Below are 24011 nucleotides of genomic sequence, written 5' to 3'. Positions count from 1 at the left end.
CGGGTGCATCTGCGTACAGGGCGGGGGGATTTTCATGCCCGGCCCGGCACGACGTCTAGGAGTACTCCCGTGAGACGCAGCACGCGCAGACGCCCTACAGGCGCACGGCGCGCGACCTTCGCAGCGGTCGCGCTGATATTGGGCGGAGGGGGCCTGGTAGCCGTGAACGTCTACGCTTCGGCCACGGAAGGCTGGGGCGGCGACGCGAACCAGAGCGGCGACCAGGTCCTGTCGTCGCGCACCGTCACCATCGACTGCCCGGACGTGGGCCAGCAGCTGACCCACATGCCGAGCGTGGCGAAGCCCGCCGTCGACAAGGAGCTGGCGGCCCTCGACAAGCAGATCACCGAGGCGTACGCCCGGCTGGCCGAGACGCGCCAGGCGCAGACGGACGACCCCGGCTACGTCCAGAACGCGATCCTCGGGCCGCTCAAGGAGCGGCGGACCGCGGTGATCGACCGCATCAAGACCGCGTACCAGGGGGCGGGTGCCACCGCACCGTCCTCGATCGACGGCCTCGCCCCCTGCACCGGAGTGGCCGCCGATCCGGGGCAGAGCGCCGCAGGCGGCGGTCAGGGCGGCAACGGAGGCCAGAGCGGTGGCGGCCAGAAGGGCAACGGCGCCCAGGGCGGCGGGCAGCAGCAGGGGAACGGAGGACAGGGCAGTGGTGAGCAGGGCGGCGGCCGGGCCGCCAGCGGCCCCGTCGCCTCGGACTTCGTGGACATCAGGAGCGTGCAGCCGAACGCCCGGAAGCCCGCCCCGCAGGCCGGCGCCTCGACCGGTTCCTTCGTCACGAAGTGCGGTGTGAACGCCAACAAGAACCACAACACCGACAACGTGATCGTGGCGCCCGGTGTGAAGAACGGTGCGCACCACCTGCACGACTACGTCGGCAACCAGTCGAACGACGCCTTCGCGGACAACGACACGTTCGCGGCGGCCCGGACGAGCTGTCAGAACCAGGACGACAAGTCGTCGTACTACTGGCCGGTGCTGCGGGTGCAGGACGGCACGCAGGACTTCGACCAGAACGACGACGGCGGCGGCAAGGAAGGCAACGTCGGCCGGATCCTGGTCGCCAAGCGGGCCGAGATCACGTTCGTGGGCAGCCCGACGAGCCAGGTCGTGGCGATGCCGCGGTTCCTGCGCATCATCACCGGTGACGCCAAGGCGTTCACCAACGGCCCGGCGAACGCCAACGCCCACTGGAGCTGCACCGGCTTCGAGGACCGCCAGCTGACGGAGAAGTACCCGATCTGCCCGCAGGGCAGCAAGGTGGTGCGCACGTTCGCCTTCCAGAGCTGCTGGGACGGCCAGAACATCGACAGCGCCAACCACCGCACGCATGTGGCCTTCGCCGACGCGAGCGGCACCTGCCAGAACGGCTTCAAGGCGATCCCGCAGCTGACGATGCGTCTGGTCTACGACGTGCCGCAGCCGGTCATCGAGAACGGTCAGGTCAAGAACGCCTACGCGGTGGATGGTTTCCCCGAGCAGTTGCACAAGCCCGTCACGGACCACGACGACTTCATCAACGTCATGACGGACGGGCTGATGAACCAGGTGGTCGACTGCATCAACAGCGGCCGGCAGTGCGGCGGCGACACGGGCGGACAGCCGCAGGACACGCCCTCTCCCTCCGCATCCCCCTCGTCCGGCGGGAGCGGCGGGAACGGCGGGTCCGCCCCGGGGACCGGGTCCGGTGGCGGTCGGGGCGGTAACGGCCCCGGCGCCTCCACCGGCGGTGGGCAGACGGCGTCCCCGGCGGCCGGTGCGCAGGACACCGCGACGCCGGGGGCGGGCTCGGGCGGGGACCAGGGGGGCAAGGCGCCCAGGGTGTACGCGTCGCAATCGGCCGACCGGGGTGATGCCGCCGGGGCACCGCAGGGCGGCTCGGGCGGCTCCGGTCAGGGCAGCATCGGTGAGGCGGCGCAGCCCGGCCGGGCGCCGACCGCGGGCGGGTACGCCCCGTCCGCTCCGCCGCGGACCGAGCCGCAGGCGGTGTCGGGAGGACTGGCCGACACCGGCGCCCACCTGTGGCCCGCCGCGGCCGGCGCGCTTCTCGTGATCGCGGGCCTGGTGGTGCTGCGCCGTATGGCCCGCAGGTCCCACTGACGCCGCAGGCCGGACACGCACCGGAGTGAAGGCGACGGGACCGCCGGGTCCCGTCGCCTTCATCAGTTGGTCTCCAAGGACCCGGCGGCCTCCGGCCGGCTGAGGGCCTCCTCCAGCGACGTCCACGGCGGCAGCACATGTGCCAGCCCGGTGATACGCAGGATGCGCAGCGTCAGCGGATGGGTGCACACGAGGTGCAGCGTGCCGCCTCGCGCGAGGACACGCCCTCTGGCGCGGTACAGCAGGCGCAGCCCGGAGCAGTCGAAGAACTCCACCGGCCGCAGATCGATGACGATCCGCGGCTGCGGACGGGCCGTCGCGGAGTCCAGGAACGGCATGATCTCGAACGCCGCGACGACATCGATCTCACCGCGGAACTCGAGCACGGTGTGACCTCGGTTCCGGTGGACGCGCAGATGGCGGGTGAGCGGTGTGGGGCCGTGCTGCACGTGGACATCGCCTCCAACCGACTCCGCTGGCAGGGGCCGAGGCCACCGGGCCGGGCGACGCGTGCGCGAGCGTGTACACGTGCCGCCGGGCTCAAGTGAGCGCAAAACCGTTCCCCGCCCTGCAAGTTACCCTCGATGGAAGGAATTTGAGCATGTTCGATTGACATATGTCTTTGAAATAAGGGCCAGTTGCACCGCCGCCCGCGGCGCAGGCCGGCCTGGCGCGCGTGTCGTCCGCCGCACACCTCCCGCCGGTTGCACCGCGCGCCCGACGGGTGGCGATGCAGCGTTTTCCGTCACCACAGGGGAGGCCGACGTGCGGGGCGGACTCGCGCCGGTCGGGTGGAGGCAGCGCGAGCGGGGGATGTGGGCCGCCCGCCGCCGCGGCGAGTGGTACGCGGACGGGGGCGAGAACAGGGCCGCACCATCCGCCGGCTGCTGCTCGCCCCGCCCCAGGCCGAGCCCGGCCACCTCGCCCGGCTGCGGCTGGAGGACGTGCACATCACCGGCCGCCTGGACCTGGCCGAGGCCGATGCCGCCGGAACCCTGCGGTTGCGCACCTGCCGTTTCGAGCGGGCCCCGCACTTCGACGGCACGTCACTCGGCGCGCTGGAGCTGCGGGACCGCGAGCTGCCCGGGCTGTCGGCGGTGGGCGTGAGGGTCGGCTGGAAGTGGGAGACGACCCGCTGCCGTCTGGCGGGGCCTTCGGACCTGTACGGCGCCGGCATCGGCGGCCCCTGGACCTGACGGTCACCGAACTCGACGGCCGCGCCGACCTGCGGGACACCTCCGTGCGCGGCAGCGTCCTCCTCAAGGGAACCGTGAGCGCCGACGGGGTACGCACGGTGTTCCGCCGAGAGGTCGACGCCGCCCCGCCGAGCTGGCCCCGCCCCGAGAACTCCCTCCAGCCCCACCTCGACTTCCTGGTGGAGGACCTGGACGCGTCCGAGCTCAGGGCGGCCGCTCTCGGGGGCCGCCCGCTGGACGCCAAGAACGCGCCCGGACCGTACGGGAAACTCGGCTGCGCCGATCCCGCGGGGCACTCCTTCACCCTGCGCCGTACGAGGAGCATCGCGCCGAAGCAGGGGTGAGGCGGTGTGAGGGCGCGCGGGGCGGCGCTCAGTCCCGGCCGCCCTTCGCGGCGGCCGGCCACACACCCGTCGAGCGTTCGATGGCCTTCGCCCCCGCGCGGTCCGCCACGCTGCGGGCGACGGCGAAGAGGGCGCCCTGCACGGCGGCGGCGAGCAGTATCTCTCCCCAGCCGCGGTCCCTGTCCAGCGCGTCGGGTGCGTCGTCCTCGTGGCGGAGCGCCTTCCAGGTCCTGCGGAAGGCGACCCCCGCGAGGGCTCCGCTCGCCCAGCCGAGGGCGAACCCCACGGGCTTGTAGACGAGTGGAATCTTCGGCTTGCTCTTCCTGTCCTTGGCCACGTCCCTCTCCGTTTCTCGTCTCTCGTGGTTCCGTGCCCGCTCGGGCCGTCCGGCGGCCGGAACCTCCTCGTCCGCCGGCACCGGTCCCGGCGGGGTGCCGTCACCGAACGGGCGCCCGCCGAGCCGCTCCCCGCCGTGGGAGGTGAGCCGGGCCGGCGAGGTTCGGACCGAGCGGCACGATGCCGGTCCGGTTGATGCCCGTGTGCACCGGTGGCACTGGGGGGACGGCCCCGGCCGCGACGGGGGACCACGGCGGGCCTGAAGGGCAGGTGCGCGACCGAGGGCGGATCATGCACGCGGATCGTCACCAAAGCCACCGGGTGGAGGCCCTGCAGGGTGAAAATCACAACTCACCCAGCGCCGGGCGGGGTGACGCTCAGCTCCCGGTCGGCTCCAGGACGAAGACGGGGATCTCCCGGTCGGTCTTCTTCTGGTAGTCGTCGTACGGCGGATACGCCGCGACCGCCCGCTCCCACCACGCCGCCTTCTCCTCGCCGGTCACCTCACGGGCCGTCATCTCCCGGCGCACCGGCCCGTCCTGGAGTTCCACCGTGGGATGGCGGGTGATGTTGTGGTACCAGACCGGGTGCCGGGGCGCTCCGCCCTGCGAGGCCACCACGGCGTACCGGCCCTCGTGCTCGACGCGCATCAGCGGTGTCTTGCGGATCTTGCCGCTCCTGGCGCCCAGGCTCGTCAGGATGACCACCGGGAGCCCGGTGTCACGGAGGGTCGTGCCCTCGGTACCGCCCGAGCTCTCGTACAACTCGACCTGTTCGCGGACCCACTGCGTCGGGCTGGGTTCGTACTCGCCCTCAAGAGGCATGGCATTTTGTCCCATCGTCGCGTACGACTGCTGTTCTCGTCGGTGCGGGGGTGTCCCGCGGTCCCGGCCGCGGGCGGCCCGCTTCATGATTCAACACCAGCCGTTGCGCCGTTCATCCTCACCACGCGCCGCGGCCGGGGGCCAGGACCGGCCAGCTGCTTCTCGGGGCGGGGGCAGCGTTTGCGTCATACCGGCCCCGTCGTCATCCGCACCGCCAGCGCCGCGATCACCACGCTGGAGGCGAGCGCCGTCACCAGGCGCCCGCGCGGTCCGGTCAGCGCGCGGCCGAGCAGTGCGCCGCCGCCGGCCAGCGTCAGCTGCCAGCTCGCCGACGCCGCGAAGGCCGCGAGGACGAAGGCGCCCTGCTCCAGTGGTCGTACGGCGCCGGTGGTGCGGCCGCCCAGCACCAGGGCGGTGAAGTAGACGACGGTGGTCGGATTGAGCAGCGTGATGCCCAGCAGCCCGAGGTAGGCCCGCGCCGGGCCTGACGGCGCCGCGCGGGTCGTGGCGCCGGTCGCGGGGGAGCGGTACCGGCGAAGGGCGGCGGCCGCGCCGGCCACCGCGATGGCGATCAGCACGAGCGCGGACAGCAGGCGCAGCGGCACCAGCACCGGCTGCAGCACGGCGGCGAGCGCCGTGCCGCCCACGGCCGCCACCAGGGCGTAGACCCCGTCCGCGGTGGCGACGCCCAGCGCGGCGCAGGCCCCGGTGCGCAGGGACGTACGGGCGGTGAGGGAGAGGAGATGGGCCGAGACCGCTCCGACGGGCACGGCGATGCCGTAGCCCGCGAGCAGCCCCGCCACGACCGCGGCGGTCACGATCGGGGCAGGCCGGGCCTCCGGTGGTGGCCGGGCTGCTGCTGGACCCGCAGGGGACGAACATCGGCGCAGGTCGGCAGCAGGAAGGCTTCGGTGATCGGCATGCGCCGATCCTGGAGGGGAGGGCGGGTACGAGGCAAGCGGATTACGGTGGCCGCGGCGTGACCCCGCGGCGTGTGCGCGACGTCTGGGGCGGCAGATGCCTTCAGCGGTCGATGTCTTCAGCGGTCGATGTCTTCGACGGTCCGGGGCGGCGGCCGGACGACGGTGTTCCGCCATATCCGGCATCCGGCGGAACTGGCCGAACTTCGGGTGGTTCTGTAGATGCCTGGGGCATCTAATTGGTGATCGGCAAGAGCGAATCTTCGCGTGCGAGGTCATTCATGACGAAACCCGGTACGGCCATGTCAGAACCCGTCGCCTTCCCGCAGAACCGCACCTGCCCCTACCACCCACCCGCCGCCTACGACCCCTTGCGCACGGAACGGCCCCTGACCAGGGTCACCCTGTACGACGGGCGCGACGTCTGGCTGGTCACCGGGCACTCCGCAGCCCGTGATCTGCTGGCCGATCCCCGGCTGTCCTCCGACCGGAGCCGGCCCGCGTTCCCGGCGACCACCGAACGGTTCGCCGCCGTCCGCGACCGAAGGGTGGCGCTGCTCGGCGCGGACGACCCCGCCCACCACACACAGCGCCGCATGCTGGTTCCCACCTTCACCCTCAAGCGGGCCACCGCGCTGCGCCCGCGCATTCAGGAGACCGTCGACAGGCTCCTCGACGCCATGGAGGCCGAGGGCCCGCCCGCCGAGCTGGTGAGCGCCTTCGCGCTGCCGCTGCCGTCGATGGTGATCTGCACGCTGCTCGGCGTCCCCTACGCCGATCACGAGTTCTTCGAGGAGCAGTCGCGCAGGCTGCTGCGCGGCCCGGCACCGGCCGACACCGAGGACGCCCGCAACCGGCTGGACGCCTACCTCGGGGAGCTGATCGACCGCAAGAGCGAGGAGCCGGGCGACGGGCTGCTCGACGAGCTCATCCGGGAGCAGGTGCGGGAGGGAGGGCTGGACCGGGCCGAGCTGGTCTCCCTGGCCACGCTCCTGCTGATCGCCGGGCACGAGACGACGGCCAACATGATCTCCCTCGGCACGTTCACCCTGCTCCGGCATCCCGAACGGCTCGCTGAGCTGCGCGCCGATCCGGGCCTGATGTCCGCGGCGGTCGAGGAACTGCTGCGCTTCCTGTCCATCGTGGACGGTCTGCTGCGGGTGGCCACCGAGGACATCGACATCGCGGGCACGACCATCCGGGCCGGCGAGGGCGTCCTCTTCTCCACCTCCGTCATCAACCGCGACACCGCCGCCTACCGCGAGCCCGACGCCCTGGACTGGCACCGGCCGGCCCGCCACCATGTCGCCTTCGGGTTCGGCATCCACCAGTGCCTCGGACAGAACCTGGCCCGGGCCGAGATGGAGATCGCCTTGCGTTCCCTCGTCGTACGGCTGCCCGGTCTGCGGCTGGCCGCCCCGGCGGACGAGATCCCCTTCAAACCCGGAGACACGATCCAGGGGATGCTGGAACTCCCCGTGACCTGGTAAGAGGCTGGGCCCATGACCGGCGACATCTCCATTTCCATCTCCATCGACAAGGACGTCTGCATCGGAGCGGGGCAGTGCGCCCTCACCGCGCCCGGCGTCTTCACCCAGGACGACGACGGCTACAGCGAACTGCTGCCCGGCGGGCAGGAGGGCGGCGGCGACCCGCTGGTGCGGGAGGCCGCACGGGCCTGCCCGGTGGGCGCCATCACCGTCACCGAGGACGAACGGTGAGGGGGGCACGGTGAAGGAGGAGCGGCTGCCTAGGCGGCACGTCATGCGCCGAGGACGGCGAGATCGAGCTGCCGCAGCCGCACCGGGTCGGCGATCGCCTCGTAAGAGGTGACCCCGCCGTTCCCCACCGTCACCCTCAGCACCAGATGCAGCCGCCCGCGCGGGGCCACGACCACACCCGCGGTCCCGTCCACCAGCGCCACCCCGGCGAACCGTGCACCAGTGCCACTCCGGCGAACCGTGCACGCCGGCGGAGCATGAGCTGCCCGCCTGCCCGCCTGCCCGCCTGCCCGCCTGCCCGCCTGCCTGCCCTGCTCTACCGGTAGGCCGCCAGCAGCAGCCCGGCGGCCCTGCCCGCCTGCTCGGCGGGCTCCGTGGTGCCCTCTATGCCCCCGGTCACCATGGCGCCCTCGGCCAGCAGATACAGCTGGTCGGCGAGGGGTGCGGGCAGCCCCGCGTCGGCCACCAGGCCGGCCAGGTACGCCTTGAACGCCTGCTTGTGGGCGCGGACCTGGGCCAGCACCCGTGGTGAGGTGGCGCCCAGCTCGCCGTAGGAGTTGATCCAGGCGCAGCCGCGGAAGTCGGGTTCGCCGAACCACTGGCGCAGCCGGTCGAACACGGCCAGGATCCGCTCCACGGGGTCCGCGTGCCGGTCCACATGGTCGGCCAGTTGCTGCCGCCAGCGCACGTCACGCCGCTCCAGATAGGCCTCGACCAGATGTTCCTTGGCGGGGAACAGCTGGTACAGCCGCTTGAGCGACACCCCGGACGTGCTGCGTATGTCGTCCATCCCGACGGTCTGGATGCCGCGGCCGTAGAACAGCCGCTCCGCGGCGTCCAGCGCCCGGTCGCGGGCGAGTCCGCTGTCCATGTGCGCGCCCCTCCTGGGCATCCTCGACGGGGAGAACCGGCGTTCTCTACGGTAGCAGCCGTGCGGCGGGAGCACGCTCGCCGCCGTCCGCCGATTCGTCGAGGCCGCGGTTCACCAGGGGGTGTTTCGGTACGAGGGCTTCCGGCCGGCACGCCGAGAGAGCGCTCCCCCGCTCTCGGCCCCGCTCGACCGGGGACCCCCACGACGCCGCTCCTCGACGGGCAAACGTTGCCTGCCGGGGCACTAGGGTGCACACGTGACCGAACAAGCCTCCCGGCCCTTCCTCTACGTCGTCGTCTGCGCCGCCGGGGTCGCCCGGGACGTCGGCACGCTGATCACGGCCGCCCAGGAGCGCGGCTGGGAGGTGGGCGTCATCGCCACGCCGCTCGCCCTGCGCTTCCTCGACACGGCGGCGGTCGAGGCGCAGACGGGCCGCCCGATCCGTTCCGCCTGGCGCCTCCCCGGCGATCCGCGGCCGTTCCCGGACCCGGACGCGGTCGTCGTGGCCCCGGCCACCTTCAACACCCTCAACAAGTGGGCCGCGGGCATCTCCGACACCCTCGCGCTGGGCACCCTGTGCGAGGCGTACGGGCTCGGCGTCCCGATCGCCGTCCTGCCCTGCGTGAACGAGGCGCTGGCGGCCCACCCCGCCTACCGCGCCGGCCTCGAACGGCTGAGCGGCATGGGTGTCCGCTTCGCCGACCCGTACGCCGGGAACGCGGGTGAGGGCGGTACCCACCCCGCGTTCGGCTGGGAGCGGGTCCTGGAGCTGCTTCCGCCGCGTATGTGACGGAGCGTCCCCGCCCCGGTCCGACGCTCTACTGTCGTGCCATGACCGCAGACCGCATCGCGCCGGCCGTTCGCGACCACGGGGGCGACGGACCGCCCCTGCTGCTCCTGCACGGCGCGGGGCGCACGCTCGCCGACTGGGCTGCCGTCGCACCCCTCCTCGTGGCGCGCCACCGGGTGCTGGCCGTCGATCTGCGGGGCCACGGCCGCTCCCCCTCCGGACCGTGGCACCTGCCCGAGGTGCTCGGCGACATCGAGGAGGTCCTCTCGGCCCACGGGATGCCGGGCGCCCTTCCCGTCGGGCACGCAGCCGGCGGCCTCCTCGCCGTGCTGTACGCACTGGAGCACCCGGACTCCACCCCCGGCGCCGTGGACCTCGACGGGTTCGGCTGGGGAGGACCCGAGCGGTACGTGGGCCTCGATCCGCGCCGTGTAGCACAACACCTGGCCCGGACCAAGGAGTTGAGCGCCGAGAGCCTCGGGCGGGAGCTGCCCGCCGACGGACTCAGGGACCTGCTCGCCGAGCAGCGCGCGATGTCCGACCACCTGGGCATCCCCTACGAACTCCTGGAGGCCGGCGCGCTGCGCTCCGTGCGGGAGCGGAACGACGGGGTCCTGGAGATGCGGCCCGGACGGGAGCACGGCCGGCAGATGCTCGCGGCCGTCGACGCGCTCGACCCCTTCGCCCTGTTCCGTGCGATGCCCTCGCCCCTGCTGCTGGGCCGGGCCCGGCGGCCCGCGCCGCCCGTCCCCGGCTCGGACGGTGCCGATGCGATGGCGGCCGCCGGCGCCCAGGGGCTCGCCCGCGAACTGGCCGCACTGGCCGGGGAGCAGCCCGGGGTGGCGGTCGTGGAGATCGACGCCACGCACGCGATGCTGCTGGAGAACCCCAGGGCGGTCGCGGACGCGGTCCTCGCCTTCACCTCGCTCGCCTTTTCGAACGGCAACTCCTCCGGTGCGGCGCGGCCGGAGGAATTCCCGGGGTGAGAGAGCGGGACGGACCCGGAATTCCCGGCATCGTGACGCCCTTATTGACTCTCCGTCGAACGGGCGGTGCGCACCGGGAAAAGCAAAGTGAGGAAGTCTCTTGTTCGGCCTCGGCGACCTGTGCAAAGGTGTCACCGACGGCACACGGATCATTACTTTTCGCCGTGGCACATAAGGGCGTTGTCCTTCTCCGCGCGCTTCGGAAGAGCTGATCCGGGTCGGTGAACGACATACCGGGCGGCCCTCCCGAGACCACCTCCCCCCGCGTGCTGCCGGCCGAGCTGTGCCCCTGTTGGTGTGTACGAAGAACTGCCGTGGGCTTTGGAGGAACGTGGACGTGAAAGACGGGGTCCCGCAGAATTCCCCCACCCCCCTTCCCGCGTACGACGCGACGGATGAAGAGCTCGCCGCCGAACTGAAGAAGTCCGGCGGCAGGAGACCCGTACACCACCCGGTCGGCGAACTGCTCGACCGGCATTGGGAGGCCGCGTTCTCCTATGCCCGGCTGTGCACGGACGGGGCGCATCCCGCGGGAATGCTCACCACTGCGGCGTTCACCCGGCTCTTCGAGGAATCCGCGAGGCAGGGCGGACCGACGGCCGCATGGCGGCCCCAGATCCTCGTCACGGTACGGCGGCTGGCGGCGGAGTGGGACTCCGACCACCGGCGTACGCTTCTGCACCCCGAACTCCGGTCCCACCCGGGCGGTGGCGGGCGTGCCGCGGCACGGCTGCTGCCGCCCGAGAACCGGCGACTGGTGTCACGCGCCTTCCAGCGGCTGACCGAGCCCGCCCGCTGTCTGCTGTGGCACGCCGAGGTCGAGCGGGAGGAACTCGCGGCTCCCGCCGCCCTGTTGGGGATCGAGACGGCCGAGGCGGAGATCAGGCTGGAGCGGGCACGTGAACTGCTGCGGGCGGTCTGCCTCGACGTGCACCGAGAGTTCGCGCCCGACGAGGAGTGCCGTCGCTACGCGCGCCTGCTGGACGTGTCACTGCACCGGGGTGACAGCGTTCTCGATCCCGACCTGCGCCGTCATATGGACGGCTGCATCCACTGCCATCACACCGCCGAGCAGTTGGAGGGCTTCCACCAGCGGCTTCCGCTCCTCCTCGCGGAGGGGGTGCTCGGCTGGGGGGCACAGGCGTACCTCGCCACCAAGACCCCACGGACCGAGGCGGTTCGGACGGCGAAGGAGCCCATGGCCGTACCCGCCGGAGGGGAGCCGCTGATCGACCCGGCCGATGTGCGGCAGGAGCTCCCGGCCGCCGGGCCCCGGGCGCCGGTCGACTCGACCGAACCGAGCCGCTCTTCTCCCGCCCCGGTGGCCGTGACCATTCCCTCGGGCGGCCGCCGCCGTGCCCCGCGTGCCGCCCCGGGTGCCTCCGGCCCCCGTTCCACCGCCGCTCACAAGGCCCCCCGGCGCCCCTCGCCGCACCGGCGTCGACTGACCCTCGCCGTGGCGACGGTGAGCGCGCTCGTCCTGATCCCGCTGGCCCTGTGGTCCGGCGCCCGGTCGGGTGGGGACGGCCGGTCCCGCACGGGTGCACCGTCCGGTGAGCCCCGTCCGGGAGCGAAGGAGAGCGGCTCCGGATCGCCCTCCTGGGTGGGCGCCGCCGCGGACGTGCCCACCGGGGCCTTCGAGGGCCGACTTCGCAACCAGGGCAGCGGGCTCTGCATCGGGCTCGACGCGAAGACGGCCGTCGCAACCGCGGAGGCCGTGCTCGTCTCCTGCACCTCGTCGATGACCCAGCAGTGGGCCTACGAGGCCGACGGCCTGCTGCGCAGCGTCGCCGCCCCCGACCTGTGCCTCGACTCCCACCTCGGCTACTCCGTCCAACTCACCCCGTGCGCCGGGCAGTCGCAGCCGGAGACCAGGAACGTCCGGTACGACTTCACCCTCCAGGGCGCGCTCGTCCCACGCTGGGACCAGGATCTGGCCCTGACTCCCGCCTCCTCGGCCCGGGGTGCCGGACTCGTGCTCAAGCCCCGCACCGAGGACGACACCCAGCGCTGGCTCGCCGACACCTCGAACACCCTGCGGATGCAGTCCGTGAACTGGGGGACCACGGCCGAGTCCGCGACCCCGGAGCCCCGCGCCACCGGGTCGCACGGCACCTCCTCCCGGGGGACTGGAAACGGGTCACGGCCCACCACGTCCTCACCCTCCCCGCATCCGCCCGGCACCTGCTCGTCCTCGTACTGCCCACCGAACGGCCAGGGCGGGTACGGCGGCGGGGGCGGGTACGGCGGCCAGGGCGGGTACGGCGGCGGGGGCGGGTACGACGGATATGGCGGCTACGGCGGCTGGGGCGGATACGGCGGCGGGCAGTACGACGCCGACGGCGGCCGGCGCTGACCCCGGCCGGCCGCGCTCACCACTGCGTGCCCGGGAGATCCACTGCGACAGGCCCGTGGAACGTGACCTGCATCTCGTTCCGCGGAGCGGTCCGCGATGGATTCCCTTGCCCGGCCGTCTTCTTCCGGTACCGCTCTTCCCTGCATCTGACCTGGGGGTATTTACGGGTAAGTACCCTCGGGGTACGGTGAAGGGCATGCCAGCCCTCAACGTGGAGTTCAGTGATCGGGAGCTAGAGGACCTGCGGCAGATCGCCAAGGAGCGAGGTACGTCGATGAAGGCCCTGGTGCGTGAGGCCGCCGCCGCCGACATCGCGCGGCACCGGGCCCTGCAGGAAGGTGCCGACGCCTTCCGGCGGTTCTTCGCCACGCACGCGGAGGAGTTCGCGGCCGCCTTCCCCGATGACGAGCCATCCGCCACGAGCGAGGGGCGGGGCGCCTGACCCGATGCCCTCCGCCCTCCATATCGACGTGCCCTGGCTGCTCCAGCGCCACGAAGAGGTACTGCCCGACCAGCCGGTCGTCAACGACTTCTCCGCACTAGTCGCCGCCGTCGCCCGCCACCGCGTGGACCCGCCCCGCCTCGGGGTGGACTCCGACCCGGCCTGGCGCGCCGCCGCCCTGCTGCACACACTCGCGCTGCTCAAGCCGCTGCCGTCGGCGAACGCGCGCTTCGCCTGTGCCACCGCGGTCGCCTACATGTTCGTCAGCGGCGTCGGTATCGACCCGCCGTACGGCGCCCTGGTCGATCTCACCCGCGACCTGATCTCGGGCAAGACCGATGTCTATGGCGCCGCCGACCGGCTGAGGTCCTGGCAGATCTGAACCCGCACGGCCGCGGCGCGCCGCGGCCGTGCGAGGCCGTGCGGGCGGTTCACACAGGGCGTATGACATCTCGAACGCGGTACGAATGCGCGGAAGCCGGCGTCCAGGCCGGAGCCCTTTTTCACACGGTGCCGATGTTCTCCAAGTGCCTTGTTGGGCCTCAGTGACCTGTGCAAGGGTTGCCTCCCGCCCGTGGGCGGGGCCGGGTCCGAATCGCCGCTCGCTGTTCCGGGCTGTCGGCGAGCTCAAAAGGCTCATCCGCCGGCGGCCGCCGGGTGTGCCTCACCCGTGCCTTCTCCCGGCGCTCCCCGACGAAAAGGTCCACACCAATCCGGCCCCATTCGGTGAACAACTCCTTGTGCCGCCTTGCGCCTTGGAAGGAAACCGCTCAGTGCACACCCCCCACCCCCCGCGTCCGCCCTACCCCCCTCGTACGGGCACGGCCCCCGAGGAATCCGACGAAAGTCTTGCCACGCGCCTCAGAGGCAGGCCCGCGGGCGAGGTAACCAAGCCCGTCGCCCTGCTCATGGCCCGGCACTGGCAGCCGGCGTACGACTACGCGGTCATCTGCCTCGCCTCCTCGTCGAGCGTCGCCTCCATGGTCACCGCCACCGCCTTCCACCGGACACTCGGCCGGCTCCAGGGCGCCGGGTCCGGGACCGCGTTGCGGCCCCGGCTCCTCGTGGCGGTGCGGGACACCGCGCGGGAGTGGTCTGCCGAGGAACGGATATCCGGCGTCCTGCCGGAGCTGAGGAAGCCTGCGGGCGGTCGCGGTATGCGCGCGGCGAAGCTTCCGACGCCCGAGAACCGCGGCCTCGCCGAACGGTCTTTCCAGGCACTGCCCGGACTCGCCCAATGCCTGCTGTGGCACACCGAGGTCGAGGCCGAGCCCATATCCGTTCCCGCCGTTTTGCTGGGCATGGACGCCGAGACCGCGGCAGCCACCCTGGAGCAGGCGCGCGAGCAATTCCGGGCGGGTTGTGTGCGCGCACATCGGGAACTCGCACCCAGCGACGAATGCCGTTACCACAACCGGCTTCTCGACATCCCCATTCGCCGGGGCGGCGCCCTGCTGCCGGACGTTCAGCGGCATCTCCTGGAGTGCGGCCACTGCCGCTTCGCCGCCGAGCAACTCAGTCGTGTCGAGGACGGGCTGGGCGGACTGCTTACCGAGGCGGTCCTCGGCTGGGGTGCCCGGCGCTACCTCGAATCCCGTCCGGGCCGCACCCCGTACGGCGCCCGCGGCCGGGACGAGCCGGGCTCCGGCACCGGACGCCGGGGCGGCGGCGGTCGCCACCGGCTGCTCACACAGATCCCCTCACCGGGCCGTCGCCTCCTGGCACTGGAGCGCAACACCAAGGCGCTGCTGACCGGTGCAGGCATCGCGACGGCGGCCGTCCTCGCGACGCTCCTCGTCCCCGGCGTGTGGGCGGACGACGACGGTACCGACCCGCTCGCCTCGACCAGCGCCGACGGCGGCCGTGCGGTCCTCTCGCCCGGCCCCGGTGGGCAGCCACCACAGGGCCCCTCCTCGCCCTCCGGCACGGCGGGCGTGCCCACGGCCCCGCAGCAGACGAGGCTGCGCAACGTCGCCGCGGACCTCTGCCTCGACATCCGCGGCACCGTGCGGTCCGGGGCGGGTACCCGCCTCGCGACATGCTCGTGGGCGTGGACCCAGCAGTGGTCGTACGAGAGCGACGGCCTGCTGCGCAGTGTCGCCGACCCCGGACTGTGCCTCGGCTCCCACTCCGCCGACGGAGCCGTCGAGCTCGCCCCGTGCACCGACGCGGACCAGGCGCACGCCGCTGATGTGCGCTACGACCTCACCGTGCGGGGCGATGTGCTGCCGCGGTGGAACGAGGGCCTCGCCGTGGCGCCCGCGGGCACCACCCCGGACGCCGTCGTCGTCGAAGCACGCGATGGCTCCGACACCCAGCGGTGGGCGGCCGACGGGCAGTCGGCCACCCACCAGTCGCTGTCCGCCGGGACGGCCGGGGCGTCGAGCACACCGGTCGTCCAGCCGCGGCGAGCCGCGATTGCGCCGGTACCGGCGGAGCGGAGGCGGGAGGGGCGGACGGAGGCGACCGGCCGCCAGGCGGTCACCGTCTGAGGTGCCGTCAGGAGACGATGTCCCGCGGCTCCTTCCCGGCCACGAAGTCGGCCGCGTTCTGCACCGCGGCAAGAGCGATGCGCACGAGGGTCTCGCGGGTGACCCCGGCGACGTGCGGGGACAGCACCACGTTCGGGGCCTTCAGCAGCCGGAGGGCCGGGGTGGGGGGTTCGGGGTCGAAGACGTCGATCCCCGCACCGGCCAGCGCACCCCTCTCCAGAGCGTCCGCGAGGGCGTCCTGGTCGATCAGGGCACCCCGCGCCGTGTTGATCACGAACGCGGTCGGCTTCAGGAGCGCCAGCCGCTCGGCGTTCAGCAGATGCCGGGTCGCCTCCGTCAGCGGCGCGTGCAGGGTCACGTAGTCCGACGCGCGCAGCAGTTCGTCGAGCCCGACGTACCGGGCGCCGCCGAGGCGTGCCTCGGTCTCGGCGGCCACCCGCTCGGGGCCCGTGTACAGGACGGCCATGTCGAAGACCACGGCGCGGCGCGCGACCTCCTCGCCGATGTGGCCGAGTCCCACGATGCCCAGGGTCTTGCCGGACAGCTCGGTGATGGACTGCTGCAGCCGCGGCAGCGCCCAGTCGGCGTCCACGAGCGCGGTGTGCGCCGGCACCAGCTGCTTGGCGAGGGCCAACATCAGCGCGAAGGTCTGTTCGGCCACGTTCTGCTTCTCGGCGCCGCTGGAACCGATGTTGCACACGGGGACGTTCCGGGCGCGGGCCGCGTCCAGGTCGACGTAGTCGAAGCCGTGGCTCGCGCACTGGATCAGCTTCAGGTCCGGTGCCGCGGCGATGTGCTCCGCGGTGACGGGGCCGAGGCCCGTGACGATGACCTGCGCCGCGCGCAGTGCCGCCGGATCCTCGTCGGCGCTCTCCACCACCGTTACCTCGGCCTCGCCGGGGAAGAGGGTGGCGAGGGCGGCCCCGGCCGCGCGGCCCCCGACGTGCGGTGAGACGACGGCGAGGACGTTCGTGGTGTCGGTCATGCGGTTTCCTCGATCAGGTCGGCGGGGCCGACGGTGGCGGGGCCGGCGTGTCCGGACAGGGCGAGTGTGAGGTCGAACTCGGCGAGCAGACAGCGGATGAGGTGCTCGACGCCCGGCTGCCCGTCGAGCCCGAGCGCGTACGCGTACGGGCGTCCCACGAACACCGCCCGCGCCCCCAGCGCGAGTGCCTTGAAGATGTCGTCCCCGGTGCGGATCCCGCTGTCGAACAGCACGGTGAGCCGGTCCCCGACGGCCTCGGCCACCCGCGGCAGCGCGTCCGCCGCCGCCACGGAACCGGCCACCTGCCGGCCGCCGTGGTTGGAGACCACCACGCCGTCCATCCCGGCGTCCACGGCCCTGCGGGCGTCGTCCGGGTGCAGGATGCCCTTCAGCACGATCGGCCCGTCCCAGTTCTCCCGCAGGAACGCCAGGTCCGGCCAGGTCTTCGCGGGATCCGCGAACATGTTGACGAAGTGCAGCACGGCGGCGTTGGGGTCCTCGTGCACCGGCTTCGCCAGGCCCGCCTGGAACGCCGGGTCGGTGAAGTAGTTGGCGGTGCCCACCCCGTGCAGGAACGGCAGATACGCCTGGTCGAGGTCGCGTGGACGCCAGGCCAGCAGCGGGGTGTCCAGGGTGACGACCAGGGCCGTGAAACCGGCCGTCTTCGCCCGGGCGAGGAAGCTGCGGGTGACCTCGCGGTCCCTGGCCCAGTACAGCTGGAACCAGCGTTCCCCGTCGCCGGAGGCCTCCGCCACCTGCTCCAACGGCGTGCTGGAGGCCGAGGACAGGATGTACGGCACACCCTGCGCCGCGGCCGCGCGCGCCGCCCCCGGCTCCGCGTCCGGATGCATGATCGACAGGACGCCGATGGGCGCCAGCGCCAGCGGGGCGGGCAGCCGGCTCCCCAGCACCTCGACGGACAGGTCCCGCTCGTGCACGTCCCGCAGCATGCGCGGGACGATCCGGCGCCGCTCAAGCGCGGCCCGGTTGGCGCGCGCGGTACTGCCGGAGCCCGCGCTGCCCGCCACATAGCCGACGGGGCCGGGTCCGAGCCGCTGTTCGGCGAGATCCTCCAGCCGGGTCGGATCGGTGGGCAGCCGCGGCACGGCGCCCGTCATGCCGTTCAGATAGATCTCGTACTGGAAGTCCGCCCAGTGCTTCGTCATCCCGTACGTCCCGCCTCTCGTCCCTGAGACCGCGCTGTACGCGACGATCCTTGCGACGGTGACAAGACCCGTCCACCGTGGTGCGCACACCGCGCGGCTGGAATCATCACCCTGTGATGAACCAGCCCTCTCCGGTCCGGGCCCGGATCCGGCAGCAGCTCGCCGCCGACCCGCGGGTGGTGGAGGCGGTCGTGGCCGCCGTCCACGCGCAGGTGCCGGTGTACGCCGCGCTCGACGGCAGCCGGCTGCCGGAGGTACGGGCCATCGCCGCCTGGGGCGTGGACCGGCTGCTGCACCTGTGGGCCACCGACGGCACATGGGATGCCGCCGATCTGCGCAGGGTTCGCGGCATCGCGGCGGCCCGCGCGGCGGACGGCCGGCCCGTACAGGCGGTGCTGCGCGCCTATCGGGTCGCGGCGACCGTCCTCACCGACGAGGTCGCCGCCCGCGCCTCCGGTCTCACGGCGGCGGACGGACTGGCGCTCGCCCGGATGCTGGTGACGGCGCTGGACACGCTCTCTGAGGAGATGGCCGCGGCGTACGCGGCGACCACGGAGGACCTCGCCGGGGACCGCGACCGGGCGCTGCGGCTGCTGCTCGACGACCTGATCGCGGGCCGGCACGCCTCGGCGGGCGCGCTGACGGACCGGTCGGCCCGGCTGGGCGTCCACCTGCCGGAGCCGTACTGCCTGCTGGTGGCCGAGCCGGTGGCCGGCGGCGGTCCCGACATGTCGTACGAGGCCGCCGCGGGACTGCTCGGCGCGCTCGGCGACGGAGGTACGGCACTGTCGACGGTCCGCGGCTCCCGCGCCGTGCTGCTGCTTCCCGCGACGGCCACCGGCCGGGCTCCGGCCCTCCTCGGCGCGCGGGGCTGGCGGGGCTGCGCGATCACGGGGGAGGGCCTGGACCGGGTCGCCGTCGCCCACCGCCTCGCCGCCGACGCCCTGGACACCGCACCCGCCCACGCCCACCGTCCCGGCCGTCTCCTCACCGACGCGGACGCGCACGTCCTCGCCCTGCTCACCGGGCGTCCGGCCGCCACCGCGGACCACATCGCCCGCCTCGTCCTCGGCCCGCTGACCGATCCGGAGCAGCGGCATCTGCTGGAGGCCCTGTCCGCGTACATCGACGCCGGCTCGGCGACGGCGGCCGCCCGTGTGCTGCACCTGCATCCGCAGTCCTTGCGCTACCGGCTGCGCCGCGTTTGGGCCCTGACGTCCCGCGATCCACGCGATCCGTGGCAGCGACTGACACTGGAGGTGGCCCGCACGATCCGGCCGTGAGCGGCCACGCATCCACGCGGGGACGTGCCGATCGCCGACAGCGGTCGCCGGGGCCTACACGTATCCCGGCGGGGGGCCGATGCGGGCCACGGCCCGGGCCGGGGCGCCATCCGCTCCGGGCAGGTGCAGGGGGAACAGATACACCTCCACCGGGCGGCCCGCCCGCTGGGCCGCGAGAACCTGGTCGAGGCCGGTGAGGTTCTCGGTGATCACGCCGCCCGCGCCGCACAGCACACGATGGGCGGGGCGGTCCGGGTCACCCGTCTGGTCCACGCTCAGGGCGTCCACCCCGAGCGTGCGGACCCGCGCGTTGACGACCGACTGCGCGGCCTGTGGCGTCAGCCAGGGATGGGCCAGGTAGGCGTCGGTACCCCAGTACGCCGACCAGCCGGTGGCCACCAGCAGGATCGCGCCCGGCTGGAGCCACAGCAGACTCAGTGCGGGAGCCAGCAGGTCCGGCGTGATCGGCGCCCGGGCGGGCAGGCCGCGGACGTCCGCCACCACCGCGGGACCCGTGAACCGCTCCAGCGGCAGCGCGTCCAGCGCGGGCCACGAGGAGTCGACGTGGTACGGCGCGTCCACATGCGTCCCGGACTGCGAGGCCAGATGCAGGCTGAGCACGTTGACCCCGTCCGTGGCCACCCGGAGCGCCCGTTCCACGTCGACCTGCGGGTCTCCGGGATACACGGGCATTCCGGAGACCAAGGGCACGGACAGGTCGAGCCAGTACTCCATCAGGCGCCCCCGGGGAGGAGCCGCACCGGCGCCGGGCGCAGGACGGCGCGGTCGAGGACGCGGGGCGCGTGCGGGGAGTACCGGCCGCGCCGGGTGCAGAAGCCGAGCATCATCACGACCATCCACGGAGTGGTACAGGTGCTGATCATCGTCGCAAAGGAGGAGATCGACCGCATCGGATTCACCCCGGACGGCCGAAGACGACGCGCGCGGGCGGCGACTGTGCGGACCGCACACGCCGGCGGTGTCCCGCTCCGAATCGACGCCGGGTGGATCCCAGCGGACGATGAAAGTGCCGTCGGTCGGCAGATGCCGTCACCGGCGTCATCGGCGGGCGTGCGCGCGCCCCGTCATGCTTGACATACAGGGCAAGCGGGGTCACCGGTGCGCCGCTCCCCGGGCCCGTAGGACATCCGGGGAGCGGACCCCTCGGCCTCGGCCGGGCGGATCACTTCGGCGTACCGGCACCCGGCGCTCCGGCTGGAACCGGCCCCCTGGACGGACGAGACCCGCTGACAAGAACGACAACGAGGGGCGACGAGGAGGGAGAGTCCCCATGGCACGTCCGGTCGGTATCGACCTCGGTACCACGAACTCGGTGGTCGCGGTCCTGGAGGGCGGCGAGCCCACCGTCATCACCAACACCGAGGGCGCCCGTACCACGCCGTCGGTCGTGGCCTTCGCCAAGAACGGCGAGGTGCTGGTCGGTGAGGTCGCCAAGCGGCAGGCGGTGACCAACGTCGAGCGCACCGCGCGCTCCGTCAAGCGCCACATCGGCGACCAGCAGTGGCGCTTCCCGGAGACCGGCAGCATCGACGGCAAGAGGTACACCGCACAGGAGATCTCCGCGCGCGTGCTGCAGAAGCTCAAGCGGGACGCGGAAACCTACCTGGGCGAGGACGTGACCGACGCGGTGATCACCGTGCCCGCGTACTTCGACGACGTCCAGCGGCAGGCCACCAAGGAGGCCGGGGAGATCGCCGGGCTGAACGTCCTGCGGATCATCAACGAGCCGACGGCGGCCGCGCTGGCGTACGGACTCGACAAGGAGAACGACCAGACGGTGCTGGTCTTCGACCTCGGCGGCGGCACCTTCGACGTGTCGCTGCTGGAGATGGGCGAGGGCGTCATCGAGGTCAAGGCCACCAACGGCGACACCCGCCTCGGCGGCGACGACTGGGATCAGCGGATCGTCGACCACCTGGTCAAGCAGTTCAAGAACGGGTACGGCGTCGACCTGTCCCAGGACAAGATGGCGGTGCAGCGGCTGCGCGAGGCCGCCGAGAAGGCCAAGATCGAGCTGTCGAGTTCGTCCGAGACGACGATCAACCTGCCCTACATCACGGCGTCGTCGCAGGGCCCGCTGCACCTGGACGAGAAGCTGACGCGCGCCCAGTTCCAGCAGCTGACCGCGGACCTGCTGGAGCGCTGCAGAAAGCCGTTCCACCAGGCCGTCAAGGACGCCGGGATCAAGGTGTCCGACATCGACCATGTGATCCTCGTGGGCGGTTCGACCCGCATGCCCGCGGTGACCGAACTGGTGCGGGACCTGACCGGCAAGGATCCGCACAAGGGCGTCAACCCCGACGAGGTGGTGGCCGTGGGCGCCTCGCTGCAGGCCGGTGTGCTCAAGGGCGAGGTCAAGGACGTCCTGCTGCTCGACGTCACGCCGCTGTCGCTCGGCATCGAGACCAAGGGCGGCGTCATGACCAAACTGATCGAGCGCAACACCACGATTCCCACGAGGCGTTCGGAGGTCTTCACCACCGCCGAGGACAGCCAGCCGTCGGTGACCGTGCAGGTCTACCAGGGCGAGCGGGAGATCGCGGCGTACAACAAGAAGCTCGGCATGTTCGAACTGACCGGTCTGCCGCCCGCCCCGCGCGGGGTGCCGCAGATCGAGGTGACGTTCGACATCGACGCCAACGGCATCATGCACGTCTCCGCCAAGGACCTGGGCACCGGCAAGGAGCAGAAGATGACCGTCACCGGCGGCTCCGCGCTGCCGAAGGACGACATCGACCGCATGGTCCGCGAGGCCGAGCAGCACGCGGAGGAGGACCGCAGGCGGCGGGAGGCGGCCGAGACCCGCAACCAGGCCGAACAGTTCGTCTACCAGACCGAGAAACTCATCGGAGACAGCGGGGAGAAGATCCCCGGCGATCTGCGGAGCGAGACCGAGCGTGCCGTCGGCGAACTGAAGGAGACCCTCAAGGGCGAGGACACCGCGGCGGTCCGGCGGGCCATGGAAGCGGCGACGGCCGCGGCCCAGAAGATGGGCACCGCCCTGTACGAGCAGGCGCGCACCGAGGGCGCCACGGCGTCGCAGGGCGCGGCCGGCCAGGGCGCCCGGGACGAGGAGGAGGTCGTGGACGCCGAGATCGTGGACGACGACGGTACGTCACGGACGGGCTGACCATGGACCGGATCCAGCCGCAGAGTACGGCGCTGCGGCGTCTGCTCGACGAGCGCACGGGCGACCTGCAGCGGGTGAAGGCCGAGTACGACAACTACCGCAAGCAGGTGCGGCGTGACCGCATGGCGGTGCGCGAGATCGCGGCGGAGAACGTGCTGCGGGCGCTGCTGCCGGTGCTGGACGCCGTCGAGGCGGCCCGTCGGCAGGAGGCGATGACATCCGGCCTGAAGGCCGTCGCCGAGGTCCTGGAGGCCCAGTTGGGCTCGCTGGGACTGGAGGCGTTCGGCGAGGAGGGCGAGCCCTTCGACCCCGCCCGGCACGAGGCCGTGACCCATGTGGTCTCGCCGGACGCGACCCGTCTGACGTGCACCGGGATACTCGGTCCCGGGTACCGGGTGGGCGAGCGGCTGCTGCGTCCCGCGCGCGTCACGGTCACCGGCCCGCCCCCGTCCGGCGGGGCCGGGGAGGGGGAGCGGACCGGAGAAGCGGACCGCGGCGGCCGAGGATGCCGCGAGGAGACCGGCCGGCCGACGTGAGGCGCCGCGTGGGCCGGTGAGGGAGAGGGCGGTACCGCCGGGACCGGCTCACTCCTCCGGGGCCGGGGCGTGCTCGGGCTCGGCGTCCGGCCCCTGCGCCCGCACGCGCCGCACATCCTCCAGCGACTCGCGCAGCTCCGTCAGCCACTCGTCGGTGTGCCGGTGCACCAGGCGCACGCACCAGGCGAGTGCGTCGCTGCGGCTGCGGGCCGCACCGCCGGCGACGAGCGTGTCCAGCACCTGGCGCTCGGGCTGGCGCAGCCGGGTCATCACGGGCGCCGCGACATGGGTGAACAGGGCGCGTTCGCCGCCGCATTCCACCGCCCACGAGACCTTGCTGCGGAACCGGTGCTCCGCCTCCCGAGCCACCGCGACGCGGTCCTCACGGGTGCGTTCGCGGAACTCCCGCGTCCTGGCCCGCACGGCCGCCTCCTTCTCGCCGGCGGAGGCACCCTCGGCGAGCCGCGGCTCGGGGATGCGGCCGACGACCGTGATCTCCTCCCTGTCGACGGTGACCTCCACCAGACTCTCGAACAGGTCGTCGGGAAGACGCCTGGCGAACCACCCGCGCAGTCTCTCGTGGCGCTCTGAAGTAATCATGTAATGACGATTACTCCGCCGCTCGGCAAAGGCAAGGGCTCCCGCGGGAGTTCGCCCCACAGCTGAAGACAGCGCTTACCGCGTCAGGTAACCGGGACGTTTCAGGCCGATTACCGAACCGCGTGAATCCGGCCAGTCGGCGACTGTGGACGATCGCCGACCGTGCGGTTGCGGGTGACGGTCGTTCGAGGTCCGTGACTTCACGCCACTGATTCAATACTCAAAGTTACCGAAACGTGGAGGGTCGATGTGAGTTTCGTGCGCGGACTCGGCAGACTCCCGCTCGCCGAACCGGCAACCGACCGGACCGGCTTCGGCCCACGTACGACCGGAACCGGACCGTGTCCCGACACACGAGCGGAAGGATGCACACAATGCCGAACGCCGCGCGCTGGGCAGCGACCCTCACCCTGACGGCCACCGCCGTCTGCGGTCCCCTCACCGGATCCGCGCTCGCCGCCCCGCACACCGCCGCCTCCGGGCTCTACGCCCCCTCGGCGTTCGTCATGACCGTGGGCCACGGCGAATACGCCGCCCTCGCCACCCCGGAGCGCGCGGTCACCCTGAACTGCGCCCCGACCGCCTCCGGAACCCATCCGGACCCCGTCGGCGCCTGCGCCGAACTCAAGGGCGCCGGCGGGGACCTCGACGCTCTCCCGGTCAGGATCGGCGCCCTGTGCACCAAGCAGTACGCCCCCGTGGTCGTCACGGTCGACGGCGTCTGGCAGGGCCAACGCGTCTCCTACGAGCGCACCTTCGCCAACGAGTGCGTGAAGAACTCCTACGGGAGTGCCGTACTCACCTTCTGAGAGCCCGGGATCGCGAGGCCCCCGTGGGTGTCGAGGGGGTCGTGGCTGGGGAGCGCGAGCCCTGTCACGGGCGCCACGCGATCTCGCA

The 24011-nt window shown here is 72.6% G+C and carries 25 protein-coding genes and 2 pseudogenes; 15 read left to right on the top strand and 12 right to left on the bottom strand.

From position 1 onward, the window contains the following. Window positions 1-69 precede the first annotated feature (69 nt). The gene (locus ACFSL4_RS00435) at window positions 70-2115 is read left to right on the top strand and encodes a DUF1996 domain-containing protein (protein WP_381076799.1); all 2046 of its coding nucleotides are present in this window, start codon (window positions 70-72) and stop codon (window positions 2113-2115) included. 62 nt (window positions 2116-2177) lie between these two features. Here the strand turns inward: ACFSL4_RS00435 and ACFSL4_RS00430 are convergent, their stop codons facing one another. Then, window positions 2178-2564: an anti-sigma factor antagonist gene (locus ACFSL4_RS00430; protein WP_381076796.1), complete on the bottom strand. Its 387-nt coding sequence runs from the start codon at window positions 2562-2564 to the stop codon at window positions 2178-2180. A 390-nt stretch (window positions 2565-2954) separates the two neighbouring features. Here ACFSL4_RS00430 and ACFSL4_RS00425 point away from each other — a divergent pair, with 390 nt between their 5' ends. Further along, window positions 2955-3311, top strand: a complete 357-nt coding sequence (locus tag ACFSL4_RS00425; protein ID WP_381076793.1) for a hypothetical protein — start codon at window positions 2955-2957, stop codon at window positions 3309-3311. Between the two features lie 80 nt (window positions 3312-3391). Beyond that, a pseudogene (locus ACFSL4_RS00420) lies at window positions 3392-3655 on the top strand (VOC family protein); the annotation flags it as partial. 28 nt (window positions 3656-3683) lie between these two features. Here ACFSL4_RS00420 and ACFSL4_RS00415 read toward each other — a convergent pair. The 4 genes and pseudogenes from ACFSL4_RS00415 to ACFSL4_RS00400 all read right to left on the bottom strand — a co-directional run bounded on the left by ACFSL4_RS00415 (window position 3684) and on the right by ACFSL4_RS00400 (window position 5633). Next, window positions 3684-3992 carry a DUF4235 domain-containing protein gene (locus tag ACFSL4_RS00415; protein ID WP_381076895.1) on the bottom strand — a complete coding sequence of 103 codons (309 nt, stop codon included), beginning with the start codon at window positions 3990-3992 and terminating at the stop codon, window positions 3684-3686. Window positions 3993-4034: 42 nt separating this feature from the next. Further along, window positions 4035-4200 (bottom strand): annotated as a pseudogene (locus ACFSL4_RS00410) (glutathione S-transferase family protein); the annotation flags it as partial. Between the two features lie 168 nt (window positions 4201-4368). Next, a complete protein-coding gene (locus tag ACFSL4_RS00405; RefSeq protein ID WP_381076790.1) occupies window positions 4369-4815 on the bottom strand; it encodes a nitroreductase family deazaflavin-dependent oxidoreductase in 447 nt (148 codons plus the stop codon). Window positions 4816-5000: 185 nt separating this feature from the next. Beyond that, complete coding sequence (locus tag ACFSL4_RS00400; protein ID WP_381076787.1) at window positions 5001-5633, bottom strand: LysE/ArgO family amino acid transporter; 633 nt, start codon at window positions 5631-5633, stop codon at window positions 5001-5003. Between the two features lie 404 nt (window positions 5634-6037). Between ACFSL4_RS00400 and ACFSL4_RS00395 the strand changes: the two genes are divergently transcribed. Together ACFSL4_RS00395 and ACFSL4_RS00390 are read left to right on the top strand one after the other, a co-directional pair. After that, window positions 6038-7225: a cytochrome P450 gene (locus ACFSL4_RS00395; protein WP_417819837.1), complete on the top strand. Its 1188-nt coding sequence runs from the start codon at window positions 6038-6040 to the stop codon at window positions 7223-7225. 30 nt (window positions 7226-7255) lie between these two features. Further along, entirely contained in the window at window positions 7256-7456 is a 201-nt protein-coding gene (locus tag ACFSL4_RS00390) for a ferredoxin (protein ID WP_381076892.1), read from the top strand. A 41-nt stretch (window positions 7457-7497) separates the two neighbouring features. Here the strand turns inward: ACFSL4_RS00390 and ACFSL4_RS00385 are convergent, their stop codons facing one another. Beyond that, window positions 7498-7659 carry a hypothetical protein gene (locus ACFSL4_RS00385; protein ID WP_381076781.1) on the bottom strand — a complete coding sequence of 54 codons (162 nt, stop codon included), beginning with the start codon at window positions 7657-7659 and terminating at the stop codon, window positions 7498-7500. A gap of 113 nt (window positions 7660-7772) precedes the next feature. Beyond that, window positions 7773-8327 carry a TetR/AcrR family transcriptional regulator gene (locus tag ACFSL4_RS00380; protein WP_381076778.1) on the bottom strand — a complete coding sequence of 185 codons (555 nt, stop codon included), beginning with the start codon at window positions 8325-8327 and terminating at the stop codon, window positions 7773-7775. Window positions 8328-8583: 256 nt separating this feature from the next. On the opposite strand from ACFSL4_RS00380, the gene ACFSL4_RS00375 reads away from it, so the two are divergent. The 6 genes from ACFSL4_RS00375 (at window position 8584) to ACFSL4_RS00350 (ending at window position 15393) form a co-directional block, all read left to right on the top strand. Then, on the top strand, window positions 8584-9117 hold the full coding sequence (locus tag ACFSL4_RS00375) for a flavoprotein (RefSeq protein ID WP_381076775.1): 534 nt from the start codon (window positions 8584-8586) through the stop codon (window positions 9115-9117). A 41-nt stretch (window positions 9118-9158) separates the two neighbouring features. Then, a complete protein-coding gene (locus ACFSL4_RS00370; RefSeq protein WP_381076772.1) occupies window positions 9159-10103 on the top strand; it encodes an alpha/beta fold hydrolase in 945 nt (314 codons plus the stop codon). Between the two features lie 337 nt (window positions 10104-10440). Next, the gene (locus tag ACFSL4_RS00365) at window positions 10441-12459 is read left to right on the top strand and encodes a ricin-type beta-trefoil lectin domain protein (protein WP_381076769.1); all 2019 of its coding nucleotides are present in this window, start codon (window positions 10441-10443) and stop codon (window positions 12457-12459) included. A 196-nt stretch (window positions 12460-12655) separates the two neighbouring features. Next, entirely contained in the window at window positions 12656-12901 is a 246-nt protein-coding gene (locus tag ACFSL4_RS00360; protein ID WP_381076766.1) for a hypothetical protein, read from the top strand. 4 nt (window positions 12902-12905) lie between these two features. Next, complete coding sequence (locus ACFSL4_RS00355) at window positions 12906-13283, top strand: toxin Doc (protein WP_381076763.1); 378 nt, start codon at window positions 12906-12908, stop codon at window positions 13281-13283. Between the two features lie 391 nt (window positions 13284-13674). Beyond that, window positions 13675-15393 carry an RICIN domain-containing protein gene (locus ACFSL4_RS00350; protein ID WP_381076760.1) on the top strand — a complete coding sequence of 573 codons (1719 nt, stop codon included), beginning with the start codon at window positions 13675-13677 and terminating at the stop codon, window positions 15391-15393. 7 nt (window positions 15394-15400) lie between these two features. Here the strand turns inward: ACFSL4_RS00350 and ACFSL4_RS00345 are convergent, their stop codons facing one another. Together ACFSL4_RS00345 and ACFSL4_RS00340 are read right to left on the bottom strand one after the other, a co-directional pair. Beyond that, entirely contained in the window at window positions 15401-16378 is a 978-nt protein-coding gene (locus ACFSL4_RS00345) for a 2-hydroxyacid dehydrogenase (RefSeq protein WP_381076757.1), read from the bottom strand. Beyond that, window positions 16375-17544, bottom strand: coding sequence for a lactate 2-monooxygenase (locus ACFSL4_RS00340; protein ID WP_381076755.1), 1170 nt, complete (start codon window positions 17542-17544; stop codon window positions 16375-16377). The genes ACFSL4_RS00345 and ACFSL4_RS00340 overlap by 4 nt, the downstream gene beginning before the upstream one ends. 116 nt (window positions 17545-17660) lie before the next feature. On the opposite strand from ACFSL4_RS00340, the gene ACFSL4_RS00335 reads away from it, so the two are divergent. Then, window positions 17661-18827 (top strand): PucR family transcriptional regulator, encoded by a 1167-nt coding sequence (locus ACFSL4_RS00335; protein WP_381076753.1) that lies wholly within the window; start codon window positions 17661-17663, stop codon window positions 18825-18827. A 54-nt stretch (window positions 18828-18881) separates the two neighbouring features. Here ACFSL4_RS00335 and ACFSL4_RS00330 read toward each other — a convergent pair whose 3' ends face one another. Continuing rightward, the gene (locus ACFSL4_RS00330; protein ID WP_381076751.1) at window positions 18882-19562 is read right to left on the bottom strand and encodes a cyclase family protein; all 681 of its coding nucleotides are present in this window, start codon (window positions 19560-19562) and stop codon (window positions 18882-18884) included. Continuing rightward, window positions 19562-19711, bottom strand: a complete 150-nt coding sequence (locus ACFSL4_RS00325; RefSeq protein ID WP_381076749.1) for a hypothetical protein — start codon at window positions 19709-19711, stop codon at window positions 19562-19564. Before ACFSL4_RS00325 ends, ACFSL4_RS00330 begins: the two co-directional genes overlap by 1 nt. A 407-nt stretch (window positions 19712-20118) precedes the next feature. Here ACFSL4_RS00325 and dnaK point away from each other — a divergent pair, with 407 nt between their 5' ends. Then, a complete protein-coding gene (dnaK, locus tag ACFSL4_RS00320; RefSeq protein ID WP_381076747.1) occupies window positions 20119-21978 on the top strand; it encodes a molecular chaperone DnaK in 1860 nt (619 codons plus the stop codon). Window positions 21979-21980: 2 nt separating this feature from the next. Next, window positions 21981-22514 (top strand): nucleotide exchange factor GrpE, encoded by a 534-nt coding sequence (grpE, locus tag ACFSL4_RS00315; RefSeq protein ID WP_381076744.1) that lies wholly within the window; start codon window positions 21981-21983, stop codon window positions 22512-22514. Window positions 22515-22562: 48 nt separating this feature from the next. On the opposite strand, the gene ACFSL4_RS00310 is transcribed toward grpE, so the two are convergent. Further along, window positions 22563-23114 carry a hypothetical protein gene (locus ACFSL4_RS00310; protein ID WP_381076742.1) on the bottom strand — a complete coding sequence of 184 codons (552 nt, stop codon included), beginning with the start codon at window positions 23112-23114 and terminating at the stop codon, window positions 22563-22565. Between the two features lie 374 nt (window positions 23115-23488). On the opposite strand from ACFSL4_RS00310, the gene ACFSL4_RS00305 reads away from it, so the two are divergent. Beyond that, on the top strand, window positions 23489-23923 hold the full coding sequence (locus ACFSL4_RS00305) for a protease inhibitor (protein ID WP_381076739.1): 435 nt from the start codon (window positions 23489-23491) through the stop codon (window positions 23921-23923). Window positions 23924-24011: the final 88 nt, after the last annotated feature.

The organism is Streptomyces caeni (assembly GCF_042678285.1).
Lineage (GTDB): Bacteria > Actinomycetota > Actinomycetes > Streptomycetales > Streptomycetaceae > Streptomyces > Streptomyces caeni.
This window is presented reverse-complemented; position numbering and strand designations above follow the sequence as displayed.

Coding starts and splice junctions, on each gene's coding strand:
- dnaK (WP_381076747.1), top strand. CDS start 20,119: ATGGCACGTCCGGTCGGTATCGACCTCGGTACCACGAACTCGGTGGTC.
- ACFSL4_RS00395 (WP_417819837.1), top strand. CDS start 6,038: ATGTCAGAACCCGTCGCCTTCCCGCAGAACCGCACCTGCCCCTACCAC.
- ACFSL4_RS00305 (WP_381076739.1), top strand. CDS start 23,489: ATGCCGAACGCCGCGCGCTGGGCAGCGACCCTCACCCTGACGGCCACC.
- ACFSL4_RS00360 (WP_381076766.1), top strand. CDS start 12,656: ATGCCAGCCCTCAACGTGGAGTTCAGTGATCGGGAGCTAGAGGACCTG.
- ACFSL4_RS00335 (WP_381076753.1), top strand. CDS start 17,661: ATGAACCAGCCCTCTCCGGTCCGGGCCCGGATCCGGCAGCAGCTCGCC.
- ACFSL4_RS00310 (WP_381076742.1), bottom strand. CDS start 23,114: ATGATTACTTCAGAGCGCCACGAGAGACTGCGCGGGTGGTTCGCCAGG.
- ACFSL4_RS00325 (WP_381076749.1), bottom strand. CDS start 19,711: ATGATCAGCACCTGTACCACTCCGTGGATGGTCGTGATGATGCTCGGC.
- ACFSL4_RS00345 (WP_381076757.1), bottom strand. CDS start 16,378: ATGACCGACACCACGAACGTCCTCGCCGTCGTCTCACCGCACGTCGGG.
- ACFSL4_RS00355 (WP_381076763.1), top strand. CDS start 12,906: ATGCCCTCCGCCCTCCATATCGACGTGCCCTGGCTGCTCCAGCGCCAC.
- ACFSL4_RS00340 (WP_381076755.1), bottom strand. CDS start 17,544: ATGACGAAGCACTGGGCGGACTTCCAGTACGAGATCTATCTGAACGGC.
- ACFSL4_RS00405 (WP_381076790.1), bottom strand. CDS start 4,815: ATGCCTCTTGAGGGCGAGTACGAACCCAGCCCGACGCAGTGGGTCCGC.
- grpE (WP_381076744.1), top strand. CDS start 21,981: ATGGACCGGATCCAGCCGCAGAGTACGGCGCTGCGGCGTCTGCTCGAC.
- ACFSL4_RS00370 (WP_381076772.1), top strand. CDS start 9,159: ATGACCGCAGACCGCATCGCGCCGGCCGTTCGCGACCACGGGGGCGAC.
- ACFSL4_RS00380 (WP_381076778.1), bottom strand. CDS start 8,327: ATGGACAGCGGACTCGCCCGCGACCGGGCGCTGGACGCCGCGGAGCGG.
- ACFSL4_RS00330 (WP_381076751.1), bottom strand. CDS start 19,562: ATGGAGTACTGGCTCGACCTGTCCGTGCCCTTGGTCTCCGGAATGCCC.